25 protein-coding genes are annotated in these 20492 nt (G+C 67.6%); 13 read left to right on the plus strand and 12 right to left on the minus strand.

Annotation, left to right across the window (positions count from 1 at the left end; genetic code table 11):
- Nucleotide 1: 1 nt before the first annotated feature.
- Nucleotides 2-784 (plus strand): glutamine amidotransferase, encoded by a 783-nt coding sequence (locus tag HWX55_RS10770; RefSeq protein WP_175975568.1) that lies wholly within the window; start codon nucleotides 2-4, stop codon nucleotides 782-784.
- On the opposite strand, the gene HWX55_RS10775 is transcribed toward HWX55_RS10770, so the two are convergent.
- Nucleotides 707-1441, minus strand: coding sequence for an autoinducer binding domain-containing protein (locus tag HWX55_RS10775; RefSeq protein ID WP_175975569.1), 735 nt, complete (start codon nucleotides 1439-1441; stop codon nucleotides 707-709). The genes HWX55_RS10770 and HWX55_RS10775 overlap by 78 nt on opposite strands.
- Nucleotides 1442-1530: 89 nt before the next feature.
- On the opposite strand from HWX55_RS10775, the gene HWX55_RS10780 reads away from it, so the two are divergent.
- Complete coding sequence (locus HWX55_RS10780; RefSeq protein ID WP_175975586.1) at nucleotides 1531-2583, plus strand: RNA-guided endonuclease TnpB family protein; 1053 nt, start codon at nucleotides 1531-1533, stop codon at nucleotides 2581-2583.
- Nucleotides 2584-2685: 102 nt separating this feature from the next.
- On the opposite strand, the gene HWX55_RS10785 is transcribed toward HWX55_RS10780, so the two are convergent.
- Genes HWX55_RS10785 through HWX55_RS10800 form a run of 4 tightly spaced genes read right to left on the minus strand, consistent with a single transcriptional unit; the run spans nucleotide 2686 to nucleotide 7585 of the window.
- Nucleotides 2686-3117 (minus strand): hypothetical protein, encoded by a 432-nt coding sequence (locus HWX55_RS10785; protein ID WP_050012700.1) that lies wholly within the window; start codon nucleotides 3115-3117, stop codon nucleotides 2686-2688.
- A gap of 59 nt (nucleotides 3118-3176) precedes the next feature.
- The gene (locus HWX55_RS10790) at nucleotides 3177-4715 is read right to left on the minus strand and encodes a DHA2 family efflux MFS transporter permease subunit (protein ID WP_175975570.1); all 1539 of its coding nucleotides are present in this window, start codon (nucleotides 4713-4715) and stop codon (nucleotides 3177-3179) included.
- Nucleotides 4712-6076, minus strand: coding sequence for an HlyD family efflux transporter periplasmic adaptor subunit (locus HWX55_RS10795; RefSeq protein ID WP_175975571.1), 1365 nt, complete (start codon nucleotides 6074-6076; stop codon nucleotides 4712-4714). Before HWX55_RS10795 ends, HWX55_RS10790 begins: the two co-directional genes overlap by 4 nt.
- Before the next feature lie 9 nt (nucleotides 6077-6085).
- Nucleotides 6086-7585: an efflux transporter outer membrane subunit gene (locus HWX55_RS10800; protein ID WP_175975572.1), complete on the minus strand. Its 1500-nt coding sequence runs from the start codon at nucleotides 7583-7585 to the stop codon at nucleotides 6086-6088.
- Between the two features lie 103 nt (nucleotides 7586-7688).
- Here HWX55_RS10800 and HWX55_RS10805 point away from each other — a divergent pair, with 103 nt between their 5' ends.
- Entirely contained in the window at nucleotides 7689-8525 is an 837-nt protein-coding gene (locus tag HWX55_RS10805) for a helix-turn-helix transcriptional regulator (RefSeq protein ID WP_050012673.1), read from the plus strand.
- A gap of 120 nt (nucleotides 8526-8645) precedes the next feature.
- Nucleotides 8646-10013, plus strand: coding sequence for a glutamate--cysteine ligase (locus HWX55_RS10810; RefSeq protein ID WP_175975573.1), 1368 nt, complete (start codon nucleotides 8646-8648; stop codon nucleotides 10011-10013).
- A 19-nt stretch (nucleotides 10014-10032) separates the two neighbouring features.
- On the opposite strand, the gene HWX55_RS10815 is transcribed toward HWX55_RS10810, so the two are convergent.
- A complete protein-coding gene (locus HWX55_RS10815) occupies nucleotides 10033-11145 on the minus strand; it encodes a 3-deoxy-7-phosphoheptulonate synthase (RefSeq protein WP_060733859.1) in 1113 nt (370 codons plus the stop codon).
- Between the two features lie 382 nt (nucleotides 11146-11527).
- Here HWX55_RS10815 and HWX55_RS10820 point away from each other — a divergent pair, with 382 nt between their 5' ends.
- The 3 genes from HWX55_RS10820 to HWX55_RS10830 are packed head-to-tail and all read left to right on the plus strand — an operon-like array spanning nucleotide 11528 to nucleotide 13162.
- Nucleotides 11528-11938, plus strand: coding sequence for an acyl-CoA thioesterase (locus HWX55_RS10820; protein ID WP_050012672.1), 411 nt, complete (start codon nucleotides 11528-11530; stop codon nucleotides 11936-11938).
- Nucleotides 11939-11966: 28 nt separating this feature from the next.
- Nucleotides 11967-12614 carry a hypothetical protein gene (locus HWX55_RS10825; protein ID WP_175975574.1) on the plus strand — a complete coding sequence of 216 codons (648 nt, stop codon included), beginning with the start codon at nucleotides 11967-11969 and terminating at the stop codon, nucleotides 12612-12614.
- Nucleotides 12611-13162, plus strand: a complete 552-nt coding sequence (locus HWX55_RS10830) for a shikimate kinase (RefSeq protein ID WP_175975575.1) — start codon at nucleotides 12611-12613, stop codon at nucleotides 13160-13162. The genes HWX55_RS10825 and HWX55_RS10830 overlap by 4 nt, the downstream gene beginning before the upstream one ends.
- A gap of 168 nt (nucleotides 13163-13330) precedes the next feature.
- On the opposite strand, the gene HWX55_RS10835 is transcribed toward HWX55_RS10830, so the two are convergent.
- The gene (locus HWX55_RS10835; RefSeq protein WP_175975576.1) at nucleotides 13331-13519 is read right to left on the minus strand and encodes a hypothetical protein; all 189 of its coding nucleotides are present in this window, start codon (nucleotides 13517-13519) and stop codon (nucleotides 13331-13333) included.
- A 139-nt stretch (nucleotides 13520-13658) separates the two neighbouring features.
- Here HWX55_RS10835 and HWX55_RS10840 point away from each other — a divergent pair, with 139 nt between their 5' ends.
- The 5 genes from HWX55_RS10840 (at nucleotide 13659) to HWX55_RS10860 (ending at nucleotide 16140) form a co-directional block, all read left to right on the plus strand.
- The gene (locus HWX55_RS10840; RefSeq protein WP_175975577.1) at nucleotides 13659-14078 is read left to right on the plus strand and encodes an organic hydroperoxide resistance protein; all 420 of its coding nucleotides are present in this window, start codon (nucleotides 13659-13661) and stop codon (nucleotides 14076-14078) included.
- A 66-nt stretch (nucleotides 14079-14144) separates the two neighbouring features.
- Nucleotides 14145-14471, plus strand: coding sequence for a DUF4148 domain-containing protein (locus HWX55_RS10845; protein WP_175975578.1), 327 nt, complete (start codon nucleotides 14145-14147; stop codon nucleotides 14469-14471).
- Nucleotides 14472-14534: 63 nt separating this feature from the next.
- The gene (locus tag HWX55_RS10850) at nucleotides 14535-14861 is read left to right on the plus strand and encodes a DUF4148 domain-containing protein (protein ID WP_175975579.1); all 327 of its coding nucleotides are present in this window, start codon (nucleotides 14535-14537) and stop codon (nucleotides 14859-14861) included.
- A 72-nt stretch (nucleotides 14862-14933) separates the two neighbouring features.
- A complete protein-coding gene (locus tag HWX55_RS10855) occupies nucleotides 14934-15260 on the plus strand; it encodes a DUF4148 domain-containing protein (RefSeq protein WP_175975580.1) in 327 nt (108 codons plus the stop codon).
- Nucleotides 15261-15423: 163 nt separating this feature from the next.
- Nucleotides 15424-16140, plus strand: coding sequence for a GNAT family N-acetyltransferase (locus tag HWX55_RS10860; protein ID WP_175975581.1), 717 nt, complete (start codon nucleotides 15424-15426; stop codon nucleotides 16138-16140).
- A gap of 52 nt (nucleotides 16141-16192) precedes the next feature.
- Here the strand turns inward: HWX55_RS10860 and HWX55_RS10865 are convergent, their stop codons facing one another.
- The 3 genes from HWX55_RS10865 to HWX55_RS10870 form a co-directional block, all read right to left on the minus strand.
- Nucleotides 16193-16648, minus strand: coding sequence for a MarR family transcriptional regulator (locus HWX55_RS10865; RefSeq protein ID WP_050012664.1), 456 nt, complete (start codon nucleotides 16646-16648; stop codon nucleotides 16193-16195).
- Nucleotides 16649-16755: 107 nt separating this feature from the next.
- The gene (locus HWX55_RS36325; protein ID WP_256122098.1) at nucleotides 16756-16884 is read right to left on the minus strand and encodes a hypothetical protein; all 129 of its coding nucleotides are present in this window, start codon (nucleotides 16882-16884) and stop codon (nucleotides 16756-16758) included.
- Nucleotides 16881-17252: a GFA family protein gene (locus tag HWX55_RS10870; RefSeq protein ID WP_175975582.1), complete on the minus strand. Its 372-nt coding sequence runs from the start codon at nucleotides 17250-17252 to the stop codon at nucleotides 16881-16883. The genes HWX55_RS36325 and HWX55_RS10870 overlap by 4 nt, the downstream gene beginning before the upstream one ends.
- A 571-nt stretch (nucleotides 17253-17823) precedes the next feature.
- Between HWX55_RS10870 and HWX55_RS10875 the strand changes: the two genes are divergently transcribed.
- Complete coding sequence (locus tag HWX55_RS10875) at nucleotides 17824-19293, plus strand: MFS transporter (RefSeq protein WP_175975583.1); 1470 nt, start codon at nucleotides 17824-17826, stop codon at nucleotides 19291-19293.
- Between the two features lie 74 nt (nucleotides 19294-19367).
- On the opposite strand, the gene HWX55_RS10880 is transcribed toward HWX55_RS10875, so the two are convergent.
- Together HWX55_RS10880 and HWX55_RS35945 are read right to left on the minus strand one after the other, a co-directional pair.
- Nucleotides 19368-20261 (minus strand): LysR family transcriptional regulator, encoded by an 894-nt coding sequence (locus tag HWX55_RS10880; protein ID WP_089488446.1) that lies wholly within the window; start codon nucleotides 20259-20261, stop codon nucleotides 19368-19370.
- On the minus strand, nucleotides 20255-20492 hold a 238-nt coding region (locus HWX55_RS35945; RefSeq protein WP_208458710.1), incomplete at its 5' end, for a hypothetical protein. The genes HWX55_RS10880 and HWX55_RS35945, both read right to left, overlap by 7 nt.

Here is a 20492-nt window from a genome sequence, read left to right on the forward strand (position 1 = left end):
CATGACGCACTCCACCCTTCGTCCGATCCTGATCGTGCTGCATCGCGAACAGTCGAGCCCCGGCCGGATCGGCCGGCTGCTCGCCGCTCGCGGCCATCCGCTCGACATCCGCCGCCCGCCGCTCGGCGATCCGTTGCCGGCGACGCTCGCCGACCATGCGGGCGCCGTGGTGTTCGGCGGGCCGATGAGCGCCAACGACGGCGATCGCTGGATCCGCGACGAGATCGACTGGATCGGTGTGCCGCTGCGCGAGGCGGCGCCGTTTCTCGGCGTCTGCCTCGGCGCGCAGATGATGATTCGCCATCTGGGCGGCAGCGTGAACGCACATCGCGACGGGCGCGCGGAAATCGGCTACTGGCCGATCGCCGCGACGCCGGCCGGCCGTCGGCTCGGTTCATGGCCGTCGCACGTGTACCAGTGGCATCGCGAAGGCTTCGAGCGCGTGGCCGGGCTCGAGATCCTCGCGACCGGCGAGCATTTCGAGAACCAGGCCGTCCGTTACGGGCCGCGCGCGTACGGCGTCCAGTTCCATCCGGAAGTGAGCTATTCGATGATGCGGCGCTGGAGCACGGCGGCCGCGCACAAGCTGACGGTGCCCGGCGCGCAGGATCTGGCGACGCAGGCCAGCGAAGGGTGCCGGCACGACCGCGCGACGGCCGCGTGGCTCAGCGCGTTTCTCGACCGCTGGCTCGACGAGACGCCGGCGTCAGGTCGGCACCGTCACGTCGGAGATGCTGATCAACCCCCACTCGACCGCGCGCAGCACGGCTTCGTGCCGACGTGACACGTTGAACTTGCGGCGGATGTTCATGAAGTGGAAGTTGATGCACGACTCGGTCACGTTCAGGATGTGGCCGATTTCCCACGAGGTCTTGCCGGCCGCATGCCAGCGCAGGCATTCGACCTCCCGCCGGCTGAGGCGCGGCACGCTGTCGGGCGGTGCGTGGCAGCGCGCGCCGGCGATCGCTTCGCAGGCGATGTCGCGCAACAGCGTGAGCGCCGCCAGATGCCGGTCGCAGCGCTCGCACGTGGTGGCGAGATCGTCCGCGCTCGCGCACGACAGCATGCCGACCTCCCCCTTCGGGCCGCGCACGGGCAGCACGACGCCGCTGCGCATGCCGTACGCGGCCGCCGCTTCGTAGCATGGCCGTTGCCCGGCCAGCCCGAACAGCGCGCCGTCCCAGACGAGCGGCAGCGCCGAACGGAAGCAATGCTGCAGCATCGGGTCGATGCGGTCGAACTGCCGCTGCCGGTACAGCGCCGTCCAGCCCGGCACGCCGCTGCTCCACTTGCGCGCGAGATCGAACGACGCGCCGGCGAACGGCAACACGATCAGCACGACCTTGTCGAACCCCATGTCCGCGGCCGCGTCGGTCATCCTCTGCCATGACGCGTCCGTGTCTCCGGGTACCAACCATTTCAGACAATCCAGTCCTTTCATCAGTTGCTCCGAGAAACCCCGTCCCTCAGGACGGGGAGGAAAGGAGCGCCGCCGTTTGACAGCGACATTCCACCGTTAAAATGGCCGGCATGATCTTTGTCTACCGCTACCGGGTGAAATCGCTCAACGGACTGCTCAACAAGCAGAGCCGTGTGGTGAACTACGTCTGGAACTTCTGCAACGACACGCAGAAGCACGCGCTCAAGTGGGGCAAGAAATGGCCGACAGGATTCGACCTGAACGTGCTGACGACGGGGAGCAGCAAGGAACTCGATATCCACTCCGGCACGATTAACGCGACGTGCGAGCAATACGCGAAGTCGCGCAGTCAGCACCGTCGGCCGTACCTGCGTTATCGCGGCAGGAAGTCGCTGGGCTGGGTGCCGCTGAAGGGGCGTGATTTGAAGCGCGAGGGCGACGCGTTCCGCTTCGCCGGCAACACCTTTCGCGTGTTCAACAGCCGACCGCTTCCCGAAGGCAAGATCAAGGACGGGACCAACTTTGCGCGGGATGCACGCGGCAACTGGTTTCTCAACATCGTGATCGAGATGCCGGATGTTCCGGCCCGACCTATCCGTTCCGGCGTCGGCATCGATCTCGGCCTGAAAGACTTCGCCACACTTTCGACTGGCGAGAAACTGCCCAATGACCAGTTCGGTCGACGAGCGGCGGAAAAGTTGGCGAAAGCGCAACGGGCGCGAAAGCACAAGCGGCATATCGCGAAGCTGCACGCCAAGGTCGCGAATGCCCGCGCCGACTTCCAGCACAAGCTCGCGCTCGATCTGGTGCGGCGTTTCGATTACATCGCGGTCGGAAACGTGTCGGCCGCGAAGCTCGCCAGAACCAGGATGGCGAAGAGCGTCTACGACGCATCCTGGTCGTCCTTCCGAAACAAGCTCCGCTACAAAGCGATCGCGCACGGGGCCACGTTCGAGGAAGTCGACGAAAGCGGTTCGACCCAGTCCTGTTCGTCGTGCGGATCGAAAGACAGCACGACGCGGCCGAAAGGTGTCGCGGGACTGCGAATAAGGGAATGGACGTGCAGTAGCTGTGGTGTCGAGCATGATCGAGATACCAACGCTGCGTTGAACATTCTCCGATGCGGACGTGCATCGCCAGGTGTGGGAATCCTCTCCCTTTAGGGAGAGGTGGACGTCAAACAAGCCACCCCGTTTATTCGTTTGAATCTGCAATCAGGCGGACTTGCGCAACCGGTTCGAGGCGTTGCGCGCGAACGGGCCGCGCTAGACCGCCTCCGTCAAGCGTCGCCGACCGGCCTGCTTCGCGTCGTCGAGCGAAGCCGTCACGTCGAACGGAATCCCGAACGCCTTTTCGATGCCGGCCGCGTTGGCGATGGCCGCTTCACGCTCGCGCGGGTCCGGTTCGACCGACACGAGCGCGCGGCAGACCGCGGCGAGCGCGGCGCGGTTCTGCTTGAGCCACATGCCGCGCTCCTTGCGGTCGTCGTGCTGCTCGTCGGGCCGGGCCGGCGGGAAGATCATGACAAACGGCTCGCCGTGCCGCATCAGCGCGTGCATGTCGTCGAGCCAGCGCTGCGCGTAGCCGGCGGATGCGATCGCATCGTTGCGCACGACGACGAGCGGAAATTCCGTGACGTCGAACACGGCGAGCGCCGCCAGTGCGGACGGCGCGTTTTCAGCGTGGTGGGTAGGCATCGGGTCAATCTCCATCGAATTGAACAGCATGGGTCGGAACGGGCCGCGCGGCGCCCGCTTCATCGTTTCGCGCCGGCGCCGGGGCCAAACGGCGGGCGGGTGAGCCACACCACCGCGATCACCGCGAGATACACGCAGCCGAGCGCGAACGACACGTCGTTGAACGAAATCTGGTAGGCCTGCGCGTCGACCAGGTTGCCGAGCAGCGTCGCCGCGCGTTGCGGATCGCCGCCGCCGAGTTGCGCGAGTTCGGCGCGAACGGCTGGATCGAACTTGCTCAGGTGCTCGCTGAGCTGCGCGTAATGCAGGATCGCGCGCCGGTCCCACAGGAACGACGTGATCGACACGGCGAAGCTCGCGCCGAGCGTGCGCAGGAACGTGGACAGGCCGGAGCCCGCGGCGATCTCGTCCGGCTTCAGGTCGGACAGCAGGATGCTGTTGATCGGCATGATGAACAGCGCGAGGCCGAGGCCCTGCAGCAGCTGGATCAGCGCGATGTGCGTGAAGTCGACGTCGGGCACGAAGCCCGCGCGCAGGAACGACGACGTGCCGAGGATCGCGAACGCGCAGCACACGAGCACGCGCATGTTGAAGCGCGGCGCGTACTTGCCCATGAACGGCGTCATCAGCACGGGGATCACGCCCATCGGCGCGACGGCCAGCCCCGCCCAGAACGCCGTATAGCCGAGGGTGCGCTGCAGCCATTGCGGCACGATCACGTTGACCGCGAAGAACGCCGAGTACGCGAGCACGAGCGTCAGCGTGCCGGCCGCGAAGTTGCGATGCTTGAACAGCCGCAGGTTCACGATCGGGTTCGGCTCGTTGAGCTCCCAGATCAGGAACAGCGCGATCCCGAACGCGGCGACCACCGACATCACGACGATGAACGTCGAGTTGAACCAGTCGGCTTCGTTGCCCTTGTCGAGCACGATCTGCAGCGCGCCGACGCCGACCACGAGCGCCGCGAGACCGACATAGTCGACGCGCGCGGCAACCGTCGTCTCGACGCGCGCGCGCATCTGCGCGAACACGCACATCGCGGCGAACACGCCGATCGGCAGATTGATCAGGAACGCCCAGCGCCACGAGTAATGTTCCGTCACCCAGCCGCCGAACACGGGGCCCGCGATCGGCGCGACGACGGTGACCATCGCGATCATCGACAGCGCGAAGCCGCGCCGCTGCGGCGGGTAGATCGACAGCATCAGCGCCTGGGTGGTCGGGATCATCGGCCCGGCCACGAGGCCCTGCAGCGCGCGGAACGCGACGAGCTGCGGCAGGTTTTGCGCAAGGCCGCACAGCAGCGACGCGAACGTGAACGCCAGCGTCGCCCACACGAACAGCCGGACCTGCCCGACGCGCTTCACGAGAAACCCGGTCAGCGGCAACGCGATCGCATTGCTGACCGAGAACGTCGTGACGACCCATGCGCTCTGCGTGGTGCTGACGCCGAAGTTGCCGGCGATCGTCGGCAGCGACACGTTCGCGACGGTGCCGTCGAGCACCTGCATGAACACCGCGAGGGCGAGGCCGAACGTCGTCAGCGCGACGCTCGACGGACGAAAGCCGGCGTCGGCGGCCGGCATCGGGCCGCTCATCGCACACGCTCCGCACGCACGGCCGCCGGCAGATTCGCATGCACGACGTCGGCGATCAGGCTGTCGGCGCGCGCGAGCTCGTCGCGGTACACGTCGGTCCGGAACACCGGCGCATCCTGCGCGCGATGCGACAGCATCGCACCGCTGCGGTCGTGCTGGTCGACGCGCGCATGCATCGACAGGCCGATGCGCAGCGGATGCGCGTCGAGTTGCGACGGGTCCGTCAGTTCGATGCGCACCGGCAAGCGCTGCACGATCTTGATCCAGTTGCCGGTCGCGTTCTGCGCGGGCAGCAGCGAGAACGCGCTGCCGGTGCCGACGCCGAGGCTCTGCACGCGGCCCGTATAACGCACGGTGTCGCCGTACAGGTCGGCGGTCAGCTCGACCGGTTGGCCGATCCGCATGTGTTCGAGCTGCTTTTCGGTGAAGTTCGCGTCGACCCACAGCTCGCGCAGCGGCACGACCGCGAGCAGCGGCACGCCCGGCGACACGCGTTGCCCGACCTGCACCGTGCGCTTCGCGACATAGCCGGTGACGGGCGCGACGATGTCGGTGCGCGCACGGGCCAGATAGGCGGCGCGCAGCCGCGACGCCGCGGCCTGGACGTCGGGATGCGACGCGACCGCGGTGTCGTCGACGAGCGCCTTGCTCGTCTGGTGCTGTTCGGTCAACGTCGCGAGCGCGCTTTGCGCGGCGGCGTACGCGCTTTGCGCGGACGTCAGCGTGTCGAGCGCATGCGCGAGCTCCTCGCGCGAGATCGCGCCGGAGCGGCCGAGATCCTCGCGGCGCCGATAGTCGGCTTTCGCCTTGTCGAGCGCGGTGCGCCGTGCGTCGAGGTCGGCGCGCGCGCCGTCGATGCTGTTCGCGAGCCCGCGCTCGTTGCTGTACAGGCCGCGCACCTTGCGCACCGTGGCCGCGAGGTCGGCCTGCGCGGCCGCGAGCGCGATCTGCGCATCGCTCGCGTCGAGACGGACGAGCGGCGTGCCGGCGCGAACGAGGTTGCCGTCGTCCGCGTCGATCGACACGACGGTGCCCGTCACCTGCGGCGTCAATTCGACGACGTTGCCTTGCGCGTACGCGTTGTCGGTGGACTCGTACCAGCGGCCGACGATCCCGTACCAGATGCCCCAGCCGACGATGCCGAGCGCGAACACGGCGACGAGCGCGCGCACGAGGTGCTTGCGTCGTGCGGGCGGCGGCGTGGCCGGTGCGGCGCCGCCCGGCGCCGGTTGCGTGCGGGCGTCCGCCCCGCCCGGCGCGCGCGGCGCACCGGTGTGGTCGGCCGACGGGGGCTGGCGGGCGCTGGCGGGATCGGCGGTTGCGGGCCGCGCGGGAGTCTGCAGGGTGTTGTCGCTGCTCATGGTTCGATGTCAAGGACGGTGGGAAGGAGTGGCGGCGAGCGCGACGTCGTCCGGCTCGGCATGGAAGCCGCCGCCGAGCGCGGCGACGAGCTGCAGCGACTGGTCCGCGCGCTGGGCGCGCAACGCGGCGACTTCGCGACTCGCGATCAACAGCTGCTGGCGTACGACGAGCGCGTCGAGGTAGCTGCCGACGCCGGCCCGGTAGCGCGCGTCCGCGAGCCGCCATGCATCGGTGGCGGCGTCGAACGCGCGCTGCTGCGCGTCGGCCTGCACCGCGAGCGAATGCAGCCGGTGCAGATCGTCGGCCACCTCGCCGATCGCGCCGATCAGCGTCTTGTTGTAGCCGGCGACCGCGACGTCGTATTGCGCGTCGCGCTTGCGCAGCACGCCGCGCCGTTCGCCGCCGTCGAAGATCGGCAGGCTCACGGCCGGGCTGGCGTTGTAGGTGCGCGAGGCGGCCTGGAACAGCGATGCGCCGCCGCGCGTCGCTAGACCGATCAGCGCGGTGAGACTCACGTCGGGCAGGAAGTCCGCGCGAGCGGCCGCGACGTTGCGGCTCGCGGCTTCCACGCGCCAGCGTGCGGCGACGAGATCGGCGCGCCGGCCGAGCAGCGCGGCCGGCAGGTCGGCCGGCACCGCGAGCACGGCGGTGGGCAGCGGCGCGGGCCGGACGAGCGCGAGGCCGCGATCGGGGCCTGCGCCGAGCAGGATCGCGAGCGCGATGCGCGCGCTGTCGATCGCCTGCGCCGCGCGTGCCTGCTCGCGCATCGCGGCCGCGACTTCGCTTTCGGCCTGACGCTGCTGCGCGACGTTGTCGATGCCTTTCGTGACACGTTGCCGCGTCAGCGACAACGCTTCGTCGGCGCGGTCGTATTCGGCCCGCGCGACGTCCTGCTGATCGAACGCATAGGCGAGATTCACGTAGGCGCGCGCGACGTTGACGGACAGCAGCACGCGCGCGGCCCGTGCATCGATTTGCGCGGCCCGCGCTTCGCCGAGCGCGGCTTCCCACGCGGCGCGGCGGCCACCCCACAGATCGAGATCCCAGCTCAGGCCGAGATTGATCTCGCGCGTGTGGCTGAAGACACCGCCGCCCTCGCCCGTCGAGAACTGCGTGGCGGACGTGCGTTCCCCTTTCGCGCCGGCGCGGCCGACGAGGTGCGGCAGCCGGGCGGCCTGCGCTTCGATCACGAGCGCCTGCGCTTCGCGCGCACGCGCATCGGCGGTCGCGAGATCCGGGTTGCCGGCAAGCGCTTCGTCGATCAGCGCATTCAGTTGCGTATCGTTCAGCGCAACCCACCAGTCGGCGGCCGGCCAGTCGGCGGCCGGCGCCTGCGCGAGGCTGCGCGATGCGGCGAGCGTATCGGCGCCGCGCAGCGTGCCGGCGGGCGTGAGCCCGTCGCGGCTCGCGCAGGCGCCGAGCATGGCGAGCACGACGGCGACGGCCAGTCGCGACAGGACGCGCGGCGCGACGGCATCGCGCGGCGGCGGAGCAAGTACTGCATGCATCGCATTCCTCGGATTCGTTTGAGTTTGAATACGACACGCATTGTTGGACGCTCCCCGGCAAAGCTGATAATGTTGTTTAGACAAAAAATAATGAATTCCGGCCATGCCCATCCGAGACACCTCTCCCGCCCGCGCGGCGCAACGCGCCGACGCCGATCCGAGCGAACGCGCGGACGGCCCGTCGCTGATCGCCGTCTGGGGCGAGGACGACGGCAGCAACACCTACCAGCTCGGCACGCGCGAGGTCGACTGGCACAGCCATCTGCGTGGTCAGGTGTTCTGCGTCGAAAGCGGGTTCGCGCACGTGCGCACGCCGCACGGTTCGTGGCTGCTGCCGCCGCATCGCGCGGGCTGGATTCCGCCGGGCGAGCAGCACAAGGTCAGCATCAGCGGTGCGTTGAGCGGCTGGAGCGTCGTGATCGCACCGGCCGCGAGCCGCCGGATGCCCGACCAGCCGTGCGTGATCGCGATCAGCGAACTGATGCGCGCGCTCGTGCGGCGCGCCGTGTCGTGGGCCGACCAGGACCGGCTCGACCTCGAGCAGGCGCGCATGAGCGTCGTGCTGCTCGACGAGATGCGCCGCGCGCCACACGAACCGCTGCACTTGCCGATGCCGCGCGACCGGCGGTTGCTGCGGATCGCCAACGCGATCCTCGGGCAGCCGCACGACAGCCGGACGCTCGACGCGTGGGCCGAATGGGCCGGGCTGTCCGCCCGCACGCTGAGCCGGCTGTTCGTCGCGGAAACCGGCACGAGCTTCGCGCAGTGGCGGCAGCAGGCGCGGCTCACGCATGCGCTCGAACGTCTGGCGAACGGCGACAGCGTCGCCAACATCGCGGATGCGCTCGGCTATGCGACGCCGAGCAATTTCATCGCGATGTTCCGCCGCGCGTTCGGCGATTCGCCCGCGCATTACTTCGCGAAGCGCAAGCAGCCGTAATGCCGTGCGGCATCGCCCGGCCCCCTATCACCCCTGCCAGTACTGCGCGCGCATCGACGTCGCTATAGTCGCCGTGCGACCGGCCGGTCGGTCGCCCAATGTGACCTGTGGAGGATGTCGATGTCGAACGCCGTCGGATCGGACAACACGCCGATCGTCTCCGAGCAGCAGCTCGCCGATCATCTGGCCGCCGGCTGCAAGCCGGCCGCGCAGTTCCGGATCGGTACCGAGCACGAGAAGTTCGTCGTTTCCCGCGCGACGCACGCGGCTGCGCGTTATGAAGGACCGTCCGGCATCGCCGAGGTGCTGGCGCGGCTGCGCGGCGACGGGACGCCGATCGTCGATGCCGGGCAGACCGTCGGCGTGATCCAGCGCGACGGCGCCGCGATCTCGCTCGAACCGGCCGGCCAGCTCGAACTGTCGGGTGCGCCGCTCGATACGCTGCACGATACGCACACCGAACTGCATGCGCACCTCGCCGCGGCCCGTGCGGCATGCGATCCGCTCGGCCTGCGCTGCGTGCCGCTCGGTTTTCACCCTCACCTGTCGCGCGACGCGCTGCCGTGGATGCCGAAGCAGCGCTACGCGATCATGCGGCGCTACATGCCGCGCGTCGGCACGCGCGGGCTCGACATGATGCAGCGCACCTGCACCGTGCAGGTCAACCTCGATTTCGCGTCGGAAAGCGACATGGCGCGCAAGCTGCGCGTGTCGCTCGCGTTGCAGCCGGTCGCGACCGCGCTGTTCGCGAATTCGCCGTTCCGCGACGGCCGCCCGTCGGGCCTGCTGTCGACGCGCGCCGACACGTGGCTCGACACCGACGCGGATCGCTGCGGCGTGCCGGCGCTGTTCCTGTCGCGCAGCTTCGGCTTCGAGCGCTACGTGAGCTGGCTGCTCGACAACGTGCCGATGTACTTCGTACGGCGCGGCGATCGCTATGCGGACGCGACCGGGCACACGTTCCGCGATTTTCTGCGGCGGCGCATTCCGCATCTCGAAGGCGAGATGCCGACGCTGGGCGATTTCGCGGACCATCTGACCACGGTGTTCACCGAGGTGCGGCTGAAGCGCTATCTCGAGATGCGCGGCGCCGATGCCGGCTCGCCGGACATGATGGTCGCGCTGTCCGCGTTCTGGACCGGCCTGCTGTACGATCCGGCCGCGCTGTCGGAAGCCGAGACGCTCGCTGCCGAGATCGACCGCGGCACGCTGCTCGCGCTGCGTCGCGACGTGCCGCGCACCGGGCTCGACACGCCGGCCGACGGCCGGTCATTGCGCGCGGTGGCGGCCGATGCGCTCGCGATCGCGCATCGCGGCCTGCGCGCGCGGTCGTGCAAGGATGCGGCCGGACGCGACGAATCGATGTATCTCGCGCCGCTCGACGAGATCGTCACCGGCGGGCCGACCCAGGCCGAACACTGGCTGGCCCGCTATCGCGATGCGTGGGCCGGCGACGCGACGCGGATCCATGACGAAGCCGCCATCTGAGCGCGTCGCGCCGGGCCGCTCACGCGCAGCAGGCAAGCAGCGGCTCGTGCGCGAACTCGGCGCCGAGCGGCAGCGCATGGCCGCGTCGCCGGGTACGCACGGCGTGCGCGAGCGTCTCGAACAGCTGCGCGGTATCGGCGAACGACAGGCACGCGTCCGTGATGCTCTGCCCGTAGCGCAGCGGCACGCCCGGCACGAGATCCTGCCGCCCTTCGATCAGGTGCGACTCGATCAGCACGCCGACGATGCGCGTATCGCCGGCCGCCACCTGCGCGGCGACTTCCGCGCCGACGGCGAGCTGGTTCCGGTACTGGCGTCGGCTGTTGCCGTGACTGACGTCGATCATCACGCGCGGGGCGACGTGCGCGGCCGTCATCCGCTCGCAGGCGGCATGCACGGCGGCCGCGTCGAAATTCGGCTCGCGCCCGCCGCGCAGCACGACGTGCGTATGCGGATTGCCGGGCGACGCGCTCGCGCATAGCCGGCCGTCGGCATCGATCGACAGGAATCGGTGCGCGTGCGCCGCCGCGCGCATCGCATCGACGGCGACCTGGACATTGCCGTCGGTGCCGTTCTTGAAGCCGATCGGAATCGGCAGCGACGATGCCAGCTCGCGATGCACCTGCGACTCCACGGTGCGCGCGCCGATCGCGCCCCAGGCGACCAGATCGGCCAGGTAGCGCGGCGACAGCGGATCGAGAAACTCGGTCGCGGCCGGCATCTCCGCGCCGTTGAGGTCGCACAGCAGCGCGCGGGCCGTCTGCAGCCCGACGTCGATCCGGTCGCTGCCGTCGAGCAGCGGATCGTTGATCAACCCCTTCCAGCCGACTGTCGTGCGCGGCTTCTCGAAGTACACGCGCATCACGATTTCCAGCTCGTCCGCGAAGCGCGCGCGTTGCAGCGCGAGCCGTGCCGCGTAGTCGCGCGCGGCGTCGGGATCGTGTATCGAGCACGGGCCGGCGATGACCACGAGCCGGTCGTCCGCGCCGTCGAGCACGTCGACGATCGCGCGGCGGGTCGTATGAACGGTGCGCGACGCGCGCCACGCCGGCGGCAGTGCGCCGGCCAGATCCGCAGGGGACGGCAAGCGCGACACGGCGTCGCGGTTTGTCGTCCAGGCGTTTGCATGCATGGGGACTGCCCTCCTGTCGATAATGAACGGGATTTTTTCACTACAGCGCGACTGTATTGAATGGCGCTTTCGACGCGCAACTAACATATTTATCAGTTTCTCATTCATAACCTTATGAATGAGAAGAATAAGAGTCGGATTCGATAATCGAGGAACCCGGTGCGTGTACGTCTGCGGTGTGCGGAATCACGCATTCATTGGGTTTCATTCGAAAATGGAGTGTGATTCCGCAGAGGGGACTTCAGGCTGGTGCGACTTTCCGCCGCGCGTCGCTATTCGTTCTGATAGTGGCGGCCCGATAGTCGTTCGATTAATTTTCGGATGCCCGAGGGCCATTCGGGCTCGAAAATATAAATCAACCCAGTCATTGCGGAGAGTCACCATGTCGAAACGGCATTACGAAACCCCTATTCACGTCAAGTATCGCGATACGGATTCGATGGGGCATGTGAGCAGCCCCGTCTATTACGACTACCTGCAGCATTCGTATCTCTGCTACATGTTCGACCTGCTCGGCCTGCCCCGCAGCGAGAAACTGCCGCACATCATGGTGAAGACGCAGTGCGAGTACCTCGCGCCCGCGCAATTCGGCGACAACCTGACCATCCGCTCGAGCATCGTGCGCTTCGGCAGCAAGAGCTTCGATCTCGAACACCTGATGGAGCGCGACGACCAGACCATCGTCGCGCGCGGCGTGTCGACGCACGTGATGTTCGATTACGCGAACAACACGACGCTGCCCGTGCCCGACGAATTCAAGACGCGCGTGCTCGAATTCCAGGGATCGCTGTGATGCGTGCGCACCCGTTCGGGAGCGACACGTGAGCTGCGCGGTGGCGCGCGCCCGGCGCCGGATCGGCGCGATCGTGGAGCGGCGGGACGATCGGGCGATCGTGATCGTCCGGCATGCGGCGCAGGCCTTGCTCGAGCCGGCTGCGCTCGAGCGGCACCGTGCGCTCGCGTATCGCCACGAGGACGAGCTGGAGGTGCTGCTGCAGCCGTGCGGTGGCGCGCACGACGGCGTGCGCACGCTGCTCGGCCGGCTGCGGGACGCCGGCGTGGCCGTCGCGCTCGACGCGGCGACGGTCACGCACGATGCGTCGCTGCTCGAATTCGCGAGCTGGGTCACACGGTGTACGACGCCCGACGGCTCGGCGACGGCACCCGACGACGCGGCCGTGCCGGGCGGTGCGCTGCTCTCCGGGCTGGTCGTGCGATGGCGCGATCTGCACGGCAGGTGGCGGCGGCCCGAGCGCGACGCCGGGCCCGAACGCACGCCGCGAACCATTGCGGCGGATGCGGCCGAACACATCGCAGCCGGCGATCCGGACGAGCCGATACTCGGCGCGCTGCTCGACGCCGATGACGCGTCGACCGGCGCGGCGCTCGACACGCTGTCGGACGCAGTGCGCGCGCGACGGATCTGTCTGGCGACGCGGGCGCGCTGGCCGCTCGCGCGACGGCTATGAACACCGCCGTCGCGACGGCCGGCGGGCGCGCGTTTCTGGTCGGCATGATGGGCGCGGGCAAGTCGACGCTTGGCCGCGCGCTCGCGGCTTCGCTCGGCTGGGCGTTCGCCGACAGCGACGACGAGATCGAGCGGCGCATGGGGCGCTCGGTCGCCGCGCTGTTCGACCTGGTCGGCGAAGGCGGCTTTCGGCTGCTCGAAGCGCAGATCGTCGACGAGCTGACGCAGCGCGCGAACGTGGTCGTGGCGACCGGCGGAGGCGCGGTTCTGAATCCGCGCACCCGCGCACGCCTGAGCGAACGCGGCAGCGTGATCTATCTGCATGCGGACCCCGATGTGCTGTGGCGGCGTACGCGCGACGACGCGCGGTGTCGGCCGCTGCTGCAGGCGGGCGAGCCGCGGCAGACGCTCGCCGCGCTGTACCGGATGCGTGACCCGCTGTATCGCGAATGCGCGCACGCGCTGGTGGACACGACCGCACACGACGTCTCGCGCGCAACGGCGGAGGTGTTGACGATGCTGTTTGCGCGGATGAACGCGCCGGCGTGACGGCGCATTCACTTCCCTGCCCTTCGAATCGAGCGCACGTTCGGTGGCCCGCGCGTTTTTGAAACGGCGAGTTTGGTTTATAGACAGTGCTATTGTGATAAGAAAAGTTATCCGGATAGATGCATTGTTTTATCCAACTGCATGTTCCGCGACAGAAGGTTCAGGTCATCAAACCACCGGAAAATCGGTTCCCTCGCGAGCGCTCGCCACGTTTCGACATTCGCGCGCGGCGATCACCTCGCCGAGCGTCCGAACCCTATCGGCCAAGAACCACAGCGGCGAAACCGCATCGTCTACCTGGCGGCCGTGGTTCATTGGGGGCGAAATCGCCTGAAAGCCTTGCCAGGAAAGGCTCAACGCGTTTCAGATACATTGAAATACAAAATATCGCATGCGATTTAATCGAATCCGCTTGACGTGAGCGGCGGCGAGGCGGAAACTGCGTCGCATGCGATCGAATCGCATCTGACACAAACCTCAACTGACGGAGCAAATGATGAGCAAGATCGACAAAGTGCTGTACACGGGCAAGACGCATACGACTTCCGGCGGCCGCGACGGCACGGCGCGCAGTTCCGACGGCCGCCTCGACATCCAGTTGTCGTCGCCGGGCAGCGCCGGCACCGGCACCAACCCGGAACAGCTGTTCGCGGCCGGCTGGTCGGCCTGCTTCATCGGCGCGATGCAGCTTGCGGCGCGTGCCGAGAAGGTGACGCTGCCGGCCGATCTCGCGGTCGACGCCGAAGTCGATCTTGGCACGGCGGGCAACGCGTACTTCCTGCAGGCCCGGTTGAACGTGAGCGTGCCGGGGCTCGAACGCGACGTCGTGCGACGCATCGTCGACGCCGCACACCAGACCTGCCCGTATTCGAAGGCGACGCGCGGCAACATCGACGTCGAGATCCGGATCGCCTGAACGTTGCATCGGGCGGCCGAGCGCCGCCCTCCCGAATTTCCGATTCCTTTTCTATCGAGGTGAAAAATGAAGACCCAATTGATCGCTGCGCTGCTCGTCGCTGTTTCGTCCGCCGTTGCCGCTCCGGCGTTTGCCAATGAAGCCGCCGTGACGCGTGCGCAGGTGCGCGCCGAACTCGCGCAGCTTCAACACGTCGGCTATCCGCTGAACCGCGCGACCGACGCCACCTACCCGAACGATCTGCAGGCCGCGCTGACGCAGATCCACGCCGACGATGCCGTCGCGGCCAACGCATCGGCTGCCGGCTACGGCAGCAACGGCGACACCGCGACGCAATCCGGCCGCCGATATGTCGCAAGCGTGACCGAGCGCTCGGTGTATTTCGGTCACTGAGCACCATGCCGGTACGTGAACCCGAGTCCTTTTATTCCTGATTCCATTTTGTCGAGGTGAATGATGAAAACCCAATTGATCGCTGCCCTTCTCGTCGCCGTTTCCGCTTCTGTCGCCGCACCGGCGTTTGCCGACGCAGCCGTCGTCTCCCGCGCGCAAGTACGCGCCGAGCTCGTCCAGCTTGAACAAGCCGGCTATCGGCCGGGCCGCGCGAACGATCCGCATTACCCGGCCGACCTGCAGGCCGCGTTGACGCGCATTCATGCGAACGATGCGGTGGCGGCCGATACGTCGGCATCCGGTTACGGCAACGATGCCGCCGCCGCGACGCAGTCGGGCAGCCGGCCGGCGACGCGTATTGCCGAACGCTCGATCTACTTCGGCCATTGAACGAACACGCGAACGACGCCGATGGCCGGCGTGCGGTGCGCTTCCCGAATTCCTTTTCTATCGAGGTGAAAAATGAAAACCCAACTGATTGCCGCCCTTCTCGTTGCCGTGTCGGCCGCCGTCGCCGCGCCGGTTTTTGCAAGCGAAAGCACCGTCACCCGTGCGCAGGTGCGTGCGGAACTGGCCGCGTTGCAGCAAGCCGGCTACCAGCCGAATCGCCCCAACGATCCGAACTACCCGGACAATATCCAGGCGGCGCTGAAACGAATTCGGGACGACGGCGCCGTCGCGGCCGATACGCAGACAGCCGGTTACGGCAACGACGCCGGCGGCGCCACGCAGTCCGGCAGCCGAAACACGCTGCGCACCGCCGAGCGCTCGATCTATTTCGGACATTGAGCGCGCTACGGCGAATTCGGTCGCCGAAGCCCCCATATAAAGCGCATGCGATGCAATCGCATGCGCTTTTTTCATGTTGCGCGGATCTGCGTTGACGGTGCTACCTGCCCGGCCCATCCAGGATTATTCTGTGCGGCCCCCATCTTCCACCAAGGAGCCGCCGATGCCGGACGCGATGACCGCAAACACGACAGGCGATGCGCACGTGCTCGACCGGGTCGTCTGGAATGCGCTCACGGGCAGGCAGCGCCGTTTTGTGCTCGGCGACGGCCGTGCGCTGCGGTTCCCGGCGGCCATCGCGCCGTTTGCCGCGATCGACGATACGAGCCCGGCGTCGTTCGACGCACTGCGCATGCTGATCGCTGCACACGGGCCGGCGGCGCTCGTCACGCCGGACGAAATGGAGCCGCCAGCGGGATTGTCGGTGATCCGGCGCGCGACGTTGCTTCAGATGACTTGCGAACGGACGTTCGAGCCGGCCCCCGAATCGGAGCATGTCCCACTCGGCGAAGCCGACGTGCCGGACATGCTCGCGCTGACCGCCGCCGCGCAGCCGGGCCCGTTCGGCCCGCGCACGTTCGAGCTCGGCCACTACATCGGCGTGCGCCGTGACGGCCGGCTGGCCGCGATGGCCGGCGAGCGGATGCAGGTGGACGGATATACCGAGATCAGCGCCGTCTGCGTGGATGCCGCGTTTCGGCGGCAAGGGCTGGCCGCGCGGCTGATCCGGTCGTTGATCGCGACGATCGGTGCGCGTTCGCAAACGCCTTTCCTGCACGTCCTCACGACGAACCAGGTGGCGATCGAGCGCTATCTTGCGCTCGGTTTCGTCGTCCGTCGCGAGATGCACCTGCTGGTGCTGGACGATGCGCGCGCATGACGGCGCAGCCGGCGCGATGCCCGCGTCGGCCGCTTGTCGCGCCTGAGTGTTTTTATGCGTCGGTCGAGCGGATCAGGTTGCCGCGCAGCGTGACGATCGCCTTCTGCACCTTCGCGAACTCGTCCGGCTTCAGCCCGGTCGCTTCGACCAGGTTCATGTCGAGCCCTTTTTCGCGCACGCGGCGGCCGCTTTTCGTCAGGCTGACGAGCACCTGGCGCTCGTCGGACGGATCGCGGTGCCGCTCCAGATAGCCCATTGCCTCGAGCTTCTTCAGGATCGGCGTCAGCGTATTGGATTCGAGGAACAGCTTCTCGCCGAGCTGGCCGACGGTCTGGTTGTCCTGCTCCCACAGCGCGATGATCGTGATGTATTGCGTATACGTAAGGCCGAGCTCGTCGAGGATCGGCTTGTACGCCTTGCCGAACGCGAGGTTCGCCGAGTAAATCGCAAAGCACAGGAACTCGGACAGCTTCGGCGCGGCAGGCGACGGGGTTTCGGTCGGTTTCATGGACTTCCTCCAGCGACACGAACGGTCGCAGACAATCGCATTATATATCGCATGCGATCTTATCGGAAGCATGATAATCGGGGTCGATCGGTTGGCGCGTGGAGCGCTCAGCCCGGCTTGCGGCGCTTGCCGGTTTGCTGACGGCTCACCGACAGCAACGTGCACTGCACCGGATGCGCGATTTCGGTCGCGAGGCCGCCCGCGGCAAACAGCAGGATCATCAGCCAGCGTTTCATGCGTCCTCCACGACCGAAAGGCTCGCGCCATCGGCGACCGTCGCGTCGAGCGCATACGGATCGACGCCGTCGAGGCAACCGAGATTGACGCGCCAGCAGGCCGGATCCTTGCGGGTCTGGTGGAACGGATAGACGCCGCAGCCGCTGCAGAAGTAGTGACGCGCGGTGTGCGTGTTGAAGCGATAGCACGTCAGTGCGTCCTCGCCTTCGATGACTCTCAGATTGGCGGCGGCGAACATCGGGCTCATCAGCGCGCCGCGCCGGCGGCACAGACTGCAGTTGCAGCGAACGGCCGGCGCAATCGCCGTCGTGACTTCGAATTTGACGGCCCCGCAATGGCAGGACCCCTTGAACCAGGTTGCAGACATGATGGACTCCGGAAGAGGTCATGCCTGCTTTATAGCGAACCCGCGCGCGGGCGGTGTATCGCACTGTATCGGTGGTCGGCGCGGATACAGGACATTGCAAATCGGCGGCTCGTGCGGTTTGTCCAGCACGCGTTGTAACCGCTCGATTGCCGTGCGCGTGTTTCATGGGACGGCGTTCGTGCCCGCCGATTGAGCACGACCGTGTGGCCGTCGGCGGCGGTTGCGCCGGCGGCCACGCAACCGGCGTCATGGTTTTCCCGGACCGCCGACGGTGCGGGTGCGCATCGTTTTCGATATGCACCCGCCCGCCACGCAGGCTGCAACGGCCTGCCGCGCGAATCTGGCCACCGCGCGCGCCCCACCCTTTCTGCTCAGGAAAGGAGGCTTGAGACATCCTCAATTATCACGTGCCGCCGATTTGCCCACCATGTGTCGGACGATCGGCGCAGCCCGCATGGCCAGCACTTGCGCGAGCCCGGCGATGCCTGTCGTCGCGTCGCGCGGCCGATACGTTACCCCGGTCGCGAACGGCAGAGCCCGCAACACCGCATATCGATAATCAGGAGACACGATGAACAGCCAATCCCTCGACCTCGACGGCCACGCGGGCAAACCCGCGTCCGCTCGCCCGCTGGCCGCCTCAGCAGGAGCCGGCGCCGGCGTCGACGCAGCGGCCCTCCCCGGCCGCCGCGTCACGCTCGGCGATTTCATGGACGATCTGCCGGTCGGTGCGTTGCATCGATTCGTCGTCTGGGTGATCGGCATCGGGTTGTTCTTCGACATGTACGAGATCTTTCTCGTCAGTACGATCGGCTCCGCGTTGCAGCACGAATACGGGCTGAGCCGGCAAAGCGCCGATTTCAAGCTGTTGCTGGCGTCCGCGTTCATCGGCATGTTCGTCGGCGCGATGTGCCTGGGCAGCCTGGCCGACCGTATCGGCCGGCGCAAGGCGTTCCTGCTCACGCTCGGGTGGTACAGCGCGTTCTCGCTGGTCGGTGCATTTTCGGTGAACGCCGATATGCTCGTGGCCTGCCGTTTCCTGACCGGCATCGGCGTCGGCGCGATCTATCCGGTTGCCGACAGCTTCCTGTCCGAAATCCTGCCGAAGGACAAGCGCGGCCGGCTCGCCGCGTGGGCCTATACGACTTCGTATGTCGCGGTGCCGCTCGTCGGCTTTCTCGCGCTGTGGCTGAACCCGCTGCATGTGGCGGGCGTCGCCGGCTGGCGCATCATTCTCGCGATCGGCAGCCTCGGCGCCGTATACGTGCTGTTCGTCCAGCACCGGCTGCCGGAAAGCCCGCGCTGGCTGCTCGCGCAAGGCCGCACGGCCGAGGCGCACGCGGCGCTGCGGCGCTTTGCGGAAAGCGCCGGCGTGCGCGTGCCCGAACACTTCGCGGAACCGGCCGAGCCGCAGCGGCCGCTCGGGCTCGGCGAGCGCATCGCGCTGCTGCGCCGCCAACCGTATGGCGCGCGCTACCTGATGCTGGCGATCTTTCACCTGTTCCAGGGCTTCGGCTATTACGGATTCGGCACGCTGGCCGGCACGGTCGTGAAAAGCCGCGGTTTCGACGTGACGGACAGCACGCTGTTCATCGCGCTATCGTTCATCGGCTATCCGATCGGGTCGCTGCTGTCGATTCCGCTGCTCAACTGGATCGAGCGCCGCACGCTCGTGATCGTGTCGATCCTGTCGATCGCGGTGTTCGGGCTGTGCTTCGCGTATTCGGGCAATACCGTGCTGATCGTCGGCTTCGGATTCCTGACGACGTGCGCGTCGAACGTGTTCAGCAACGCGTATCACGTGTATCAGGCCGAGATCTTCCCGGCACGCGTACGCTCGACGGCGATCGGGAGCACCTATGCGCTGTCGCGCATCGTCAGCGGCGCGCTGCCGTTCGTGTTGCTGCCGGTGCTCGTCAACTACGGCGCGGGCGCGATGTTCGGCGTGATCTCGGCCGCGCTCGGCGTCGTCGCCGTCACGCTGCGCGTGCTGGGGCCGCTGACCACGCGGCGCAGCCAGGATGAGATCAATCCGGTTTGACGCGGCAGTCGGCACGGCGCGCACGGGCGCATGCCCGTGCGTCGCCGTTTCATCGCACTATCGCACCATCGCATTCACCGCGCCGACATGAAATCGAACAGCTTCGCGACGTCGGTCGTCAGCACCGTGTCGGCCTTCACGCCGACCCACAGCGTGCGCGTTGCCCACGCGTCGTCGAGCTTCACGACACCGAGCCGCGCCGCGCGCTCGCCGGTCACCGCGTCGCGCGGCAGCACGCCGATGCCGAGGCCGGCCTCGATCATCCGGCTCACGCCGTCGAAATTCGATACCTGGATCCGCAGCTTCAGCGAGCGCTCGGCCGCGAACGCGGCGTCGGTCATCCGCGCGAGCAGCGAGCTGCCGTCGCTCAAGCCTACGTAGTCCTCGTCGAGCGTATCCGCGAAGCGGATGCTGTCGCGCGCGGCGAACCGGTGCGTGCGCGGCACGAGCAGCACGAGCTCGTCGCGCCGGTACAGCCGCCGGTCGATGCCGGGCGCCGGCACGTTGTCGGCGAATACGCCGAGATCGGCCTTGCCCGACGCGAGCGCGTCGACGATCTCGTGGCTCAGCCGCTCCTCGAGACTGACCTTGATGCCGGGGTGGTCGGTGAGGAACGCGGCAAGATCGGCGGGCAGGAACTGCACGATCGCCGATGTGTTGGTCCACACGTGGATGTGGCCGCGCACGCCGGCGACGTAGTCGCTCATCTCGTGCGCCATCCGGTTCACCTGCTCGATCACCTTCGCCGCATGATCGAGCAGCGCGCGGCCCGCGGGCGTCAGCTCGACGCCGCGCGCATGCCGGACGAACAGCGCGCTGCCGGTCACGCTTTCGAGTTCGGCGATGCGCTTGCTGACCGCGGACAGCGTGAGCTGGCCGTGTTCGGCCGCCTTCGTCAGGCTGCCGTGCTCGGCGACGAGCGCGAACACGCGCAGCGACTGCAGATCGAAATGAAGCGGGTTCACCATGTCATGGAATCCTGGAAGGCCGTGCCGGGGTATGCCGTCAGCGCGCCGGCCTGACGCCGATCATACGCCGGGCCGTGCACGTGCGATATGGCGGGATATGGCCCGGCTAGGTGTGAAGCTTCAATAGGTTGTATCGATGGTTCATCCGGACTGAGTCTGGGAGACTGGAAGTCGCCAAACACCCAACCTTCCAGGAACCCAGCCGGATGAACACCCATAAGAATGCCCGAC

Origin of the sequence: Burkholderia sp. BCC1047 (genome assembly GCF_902833155.1) — a bacterium.
GTDB classification, from domain to species: domain Bacteria; phylum Pseudomonadota; class Gammaproteobacteria; order Burkholderiales; family Burkholderiaceae; genus Burkholderia; species Burkholderia sola.

Coding starts and splice junctions, on each gene's coding strand:
- HWX55_RS10770 (WP_175975568.1), top strand. CDS start 2: ATGACGCACTCCACCCTTCGTCCGATCCTGATCGTGCTGCATCGCGAA.
- HWX55_RS10775 (WP_175975569.1), bottom strand. CDS start 1,441: ATGAAAGGACTGGATTGTCTGAAATGGTTGGTACCCGGAGACACGGAC.
- HWX55_RS10780 (WP_175975586.1), top strand. CDS start 1,531: ATGATCTTTGTCTACCGCTACCGGGTGAAATCGCTCAACGGACTGCTC.
- HWX55_RS10785 (WP_050012700.1), bottom strand. CDS start 3,117: ATGCCTACCCACCACGCTGAAAACGCGCCGTCCGCACTGGCGGCGCTC.
- HWX55_RS10790 (WP_175975570.1), bottom strand. CDS start 4,715: ATGAGCGGCCCGATGCCGGCCGCCGACGCCGGCTTTCGTCCGTCGAGC.
- HWX55_RS10795 (WP_175975571.1), bottom strand. CDS start 6,076: ATGAGCAGCGACAACACCCTGCAGACTCCCGCGCGGCCCGCAACCGCC.
- HWX55_RS10800 (WP_175975572.1), bottom strand. CDS start 7,585: ATGCATGCAGTACTTGCTCCGCCGCCGCGCGATGCCGTCGCGCCGCGC.
- HWX55_RS10805 (WP_050012673.1), top strand. CDS start 7,689: ATGCCCATCCGAGACACCTCTCCCGCCCGCGCGGCGCAACGCGCCGAC.
- HWX55_RS10810 (WP_175975573.1), top strand. CDS start 8,646: ATGTCGAACGCCGTCGGATCGGACAACACGCCGATCGTCTCCGAGCAG.
- HWX55_RS10815 (WP_060733859.1), bottom strand. CDS start 11,145: ATGCATGCAAACGCCTGGACGACAAACCGCGACGCCGTGTCGCGCTTG.
- HWX55_RS10820 (WP_050012672.1), top strand. CDS start 11,528: ATGTCGAAACGGCATTACGAAACCCCTATTCACGTCAAGTATCGCGAT.
- HWX55_RS10830 (WP_175975575.1), top strand. CDS start 12,611: ATGAACACCGCCGTCGCGACGGCCGGCGGGCGCGCGTTTCTGGTCGGC.
- HWX55_RS10840 (WP_175975577.1), top strand. CDS start 13,659: ATGAGCAAGATCGACAAAGTGCTGTACACGGGCAAGACGCATACGACT.
- HWX55_RS10845 (WP_175975578.1), top strand. CDS start 14,145: ATGAAGACCCAATTGATCGCTGCGCTGCTCGTCGCTGTTTCGTCCGCC.
- HWX55_RS10850 (WP_175975579.1), top strand. CDS start 14,535: ATGAAAACCCAATTGATCGCTGCCCTTCTCGTCGCCGTTTCCGCTTCT.
- HWX55_RS10855 (WP_175975580.1), top strand. CDS start 14,934: ATGAAAACCCAACTGATTGCCGCCCTTCTCGTTGCCGTGTCGGCCGCC.
- HWX55_RS10860 (WP_175975581.1), top strand. CDS start 15,424: ATGCCGGACGCGATGACCGCAAACACGACAGGCGATGCGCACGTGCTC.
- HWX55_RS10865 (WP_050012664.1), bottom strand. CDS start 16,648: ATGAAACCGACCGAAACCCCGTCGCCTGCCGCGCCGAAGCTGTCCGAG.
- HWX55_RS36325 (WP_256122098.1), bottom strand. CDS start 16,884: ATGAAACGCTGGCTGATGATCCTGCTGTTTGCCGCGGGCGGCCTCGCG.
- HWX55_RS10870 (WP_175975582.1), bottom strand. CDS start 17,252: ATGTCTGCAACCTGGTTCAAGGGGTCCTGCCATTGCGGGGCCGTCAAA.
- HWX55_RS10875 (WP_175975583.1), top strand. CDS start 17,824: ATGAACAGCCAATCCCTCGACCTCGACGGCCACGCGGGCAAACCCGCG.
- HWX55_RS10880 (WP_089488446.1), bottom strand. CDS start 20,261: ATGGTGAACCCGCTTCATTTCGATCTGCAGTCGCTGCGCGTGTTCGCG.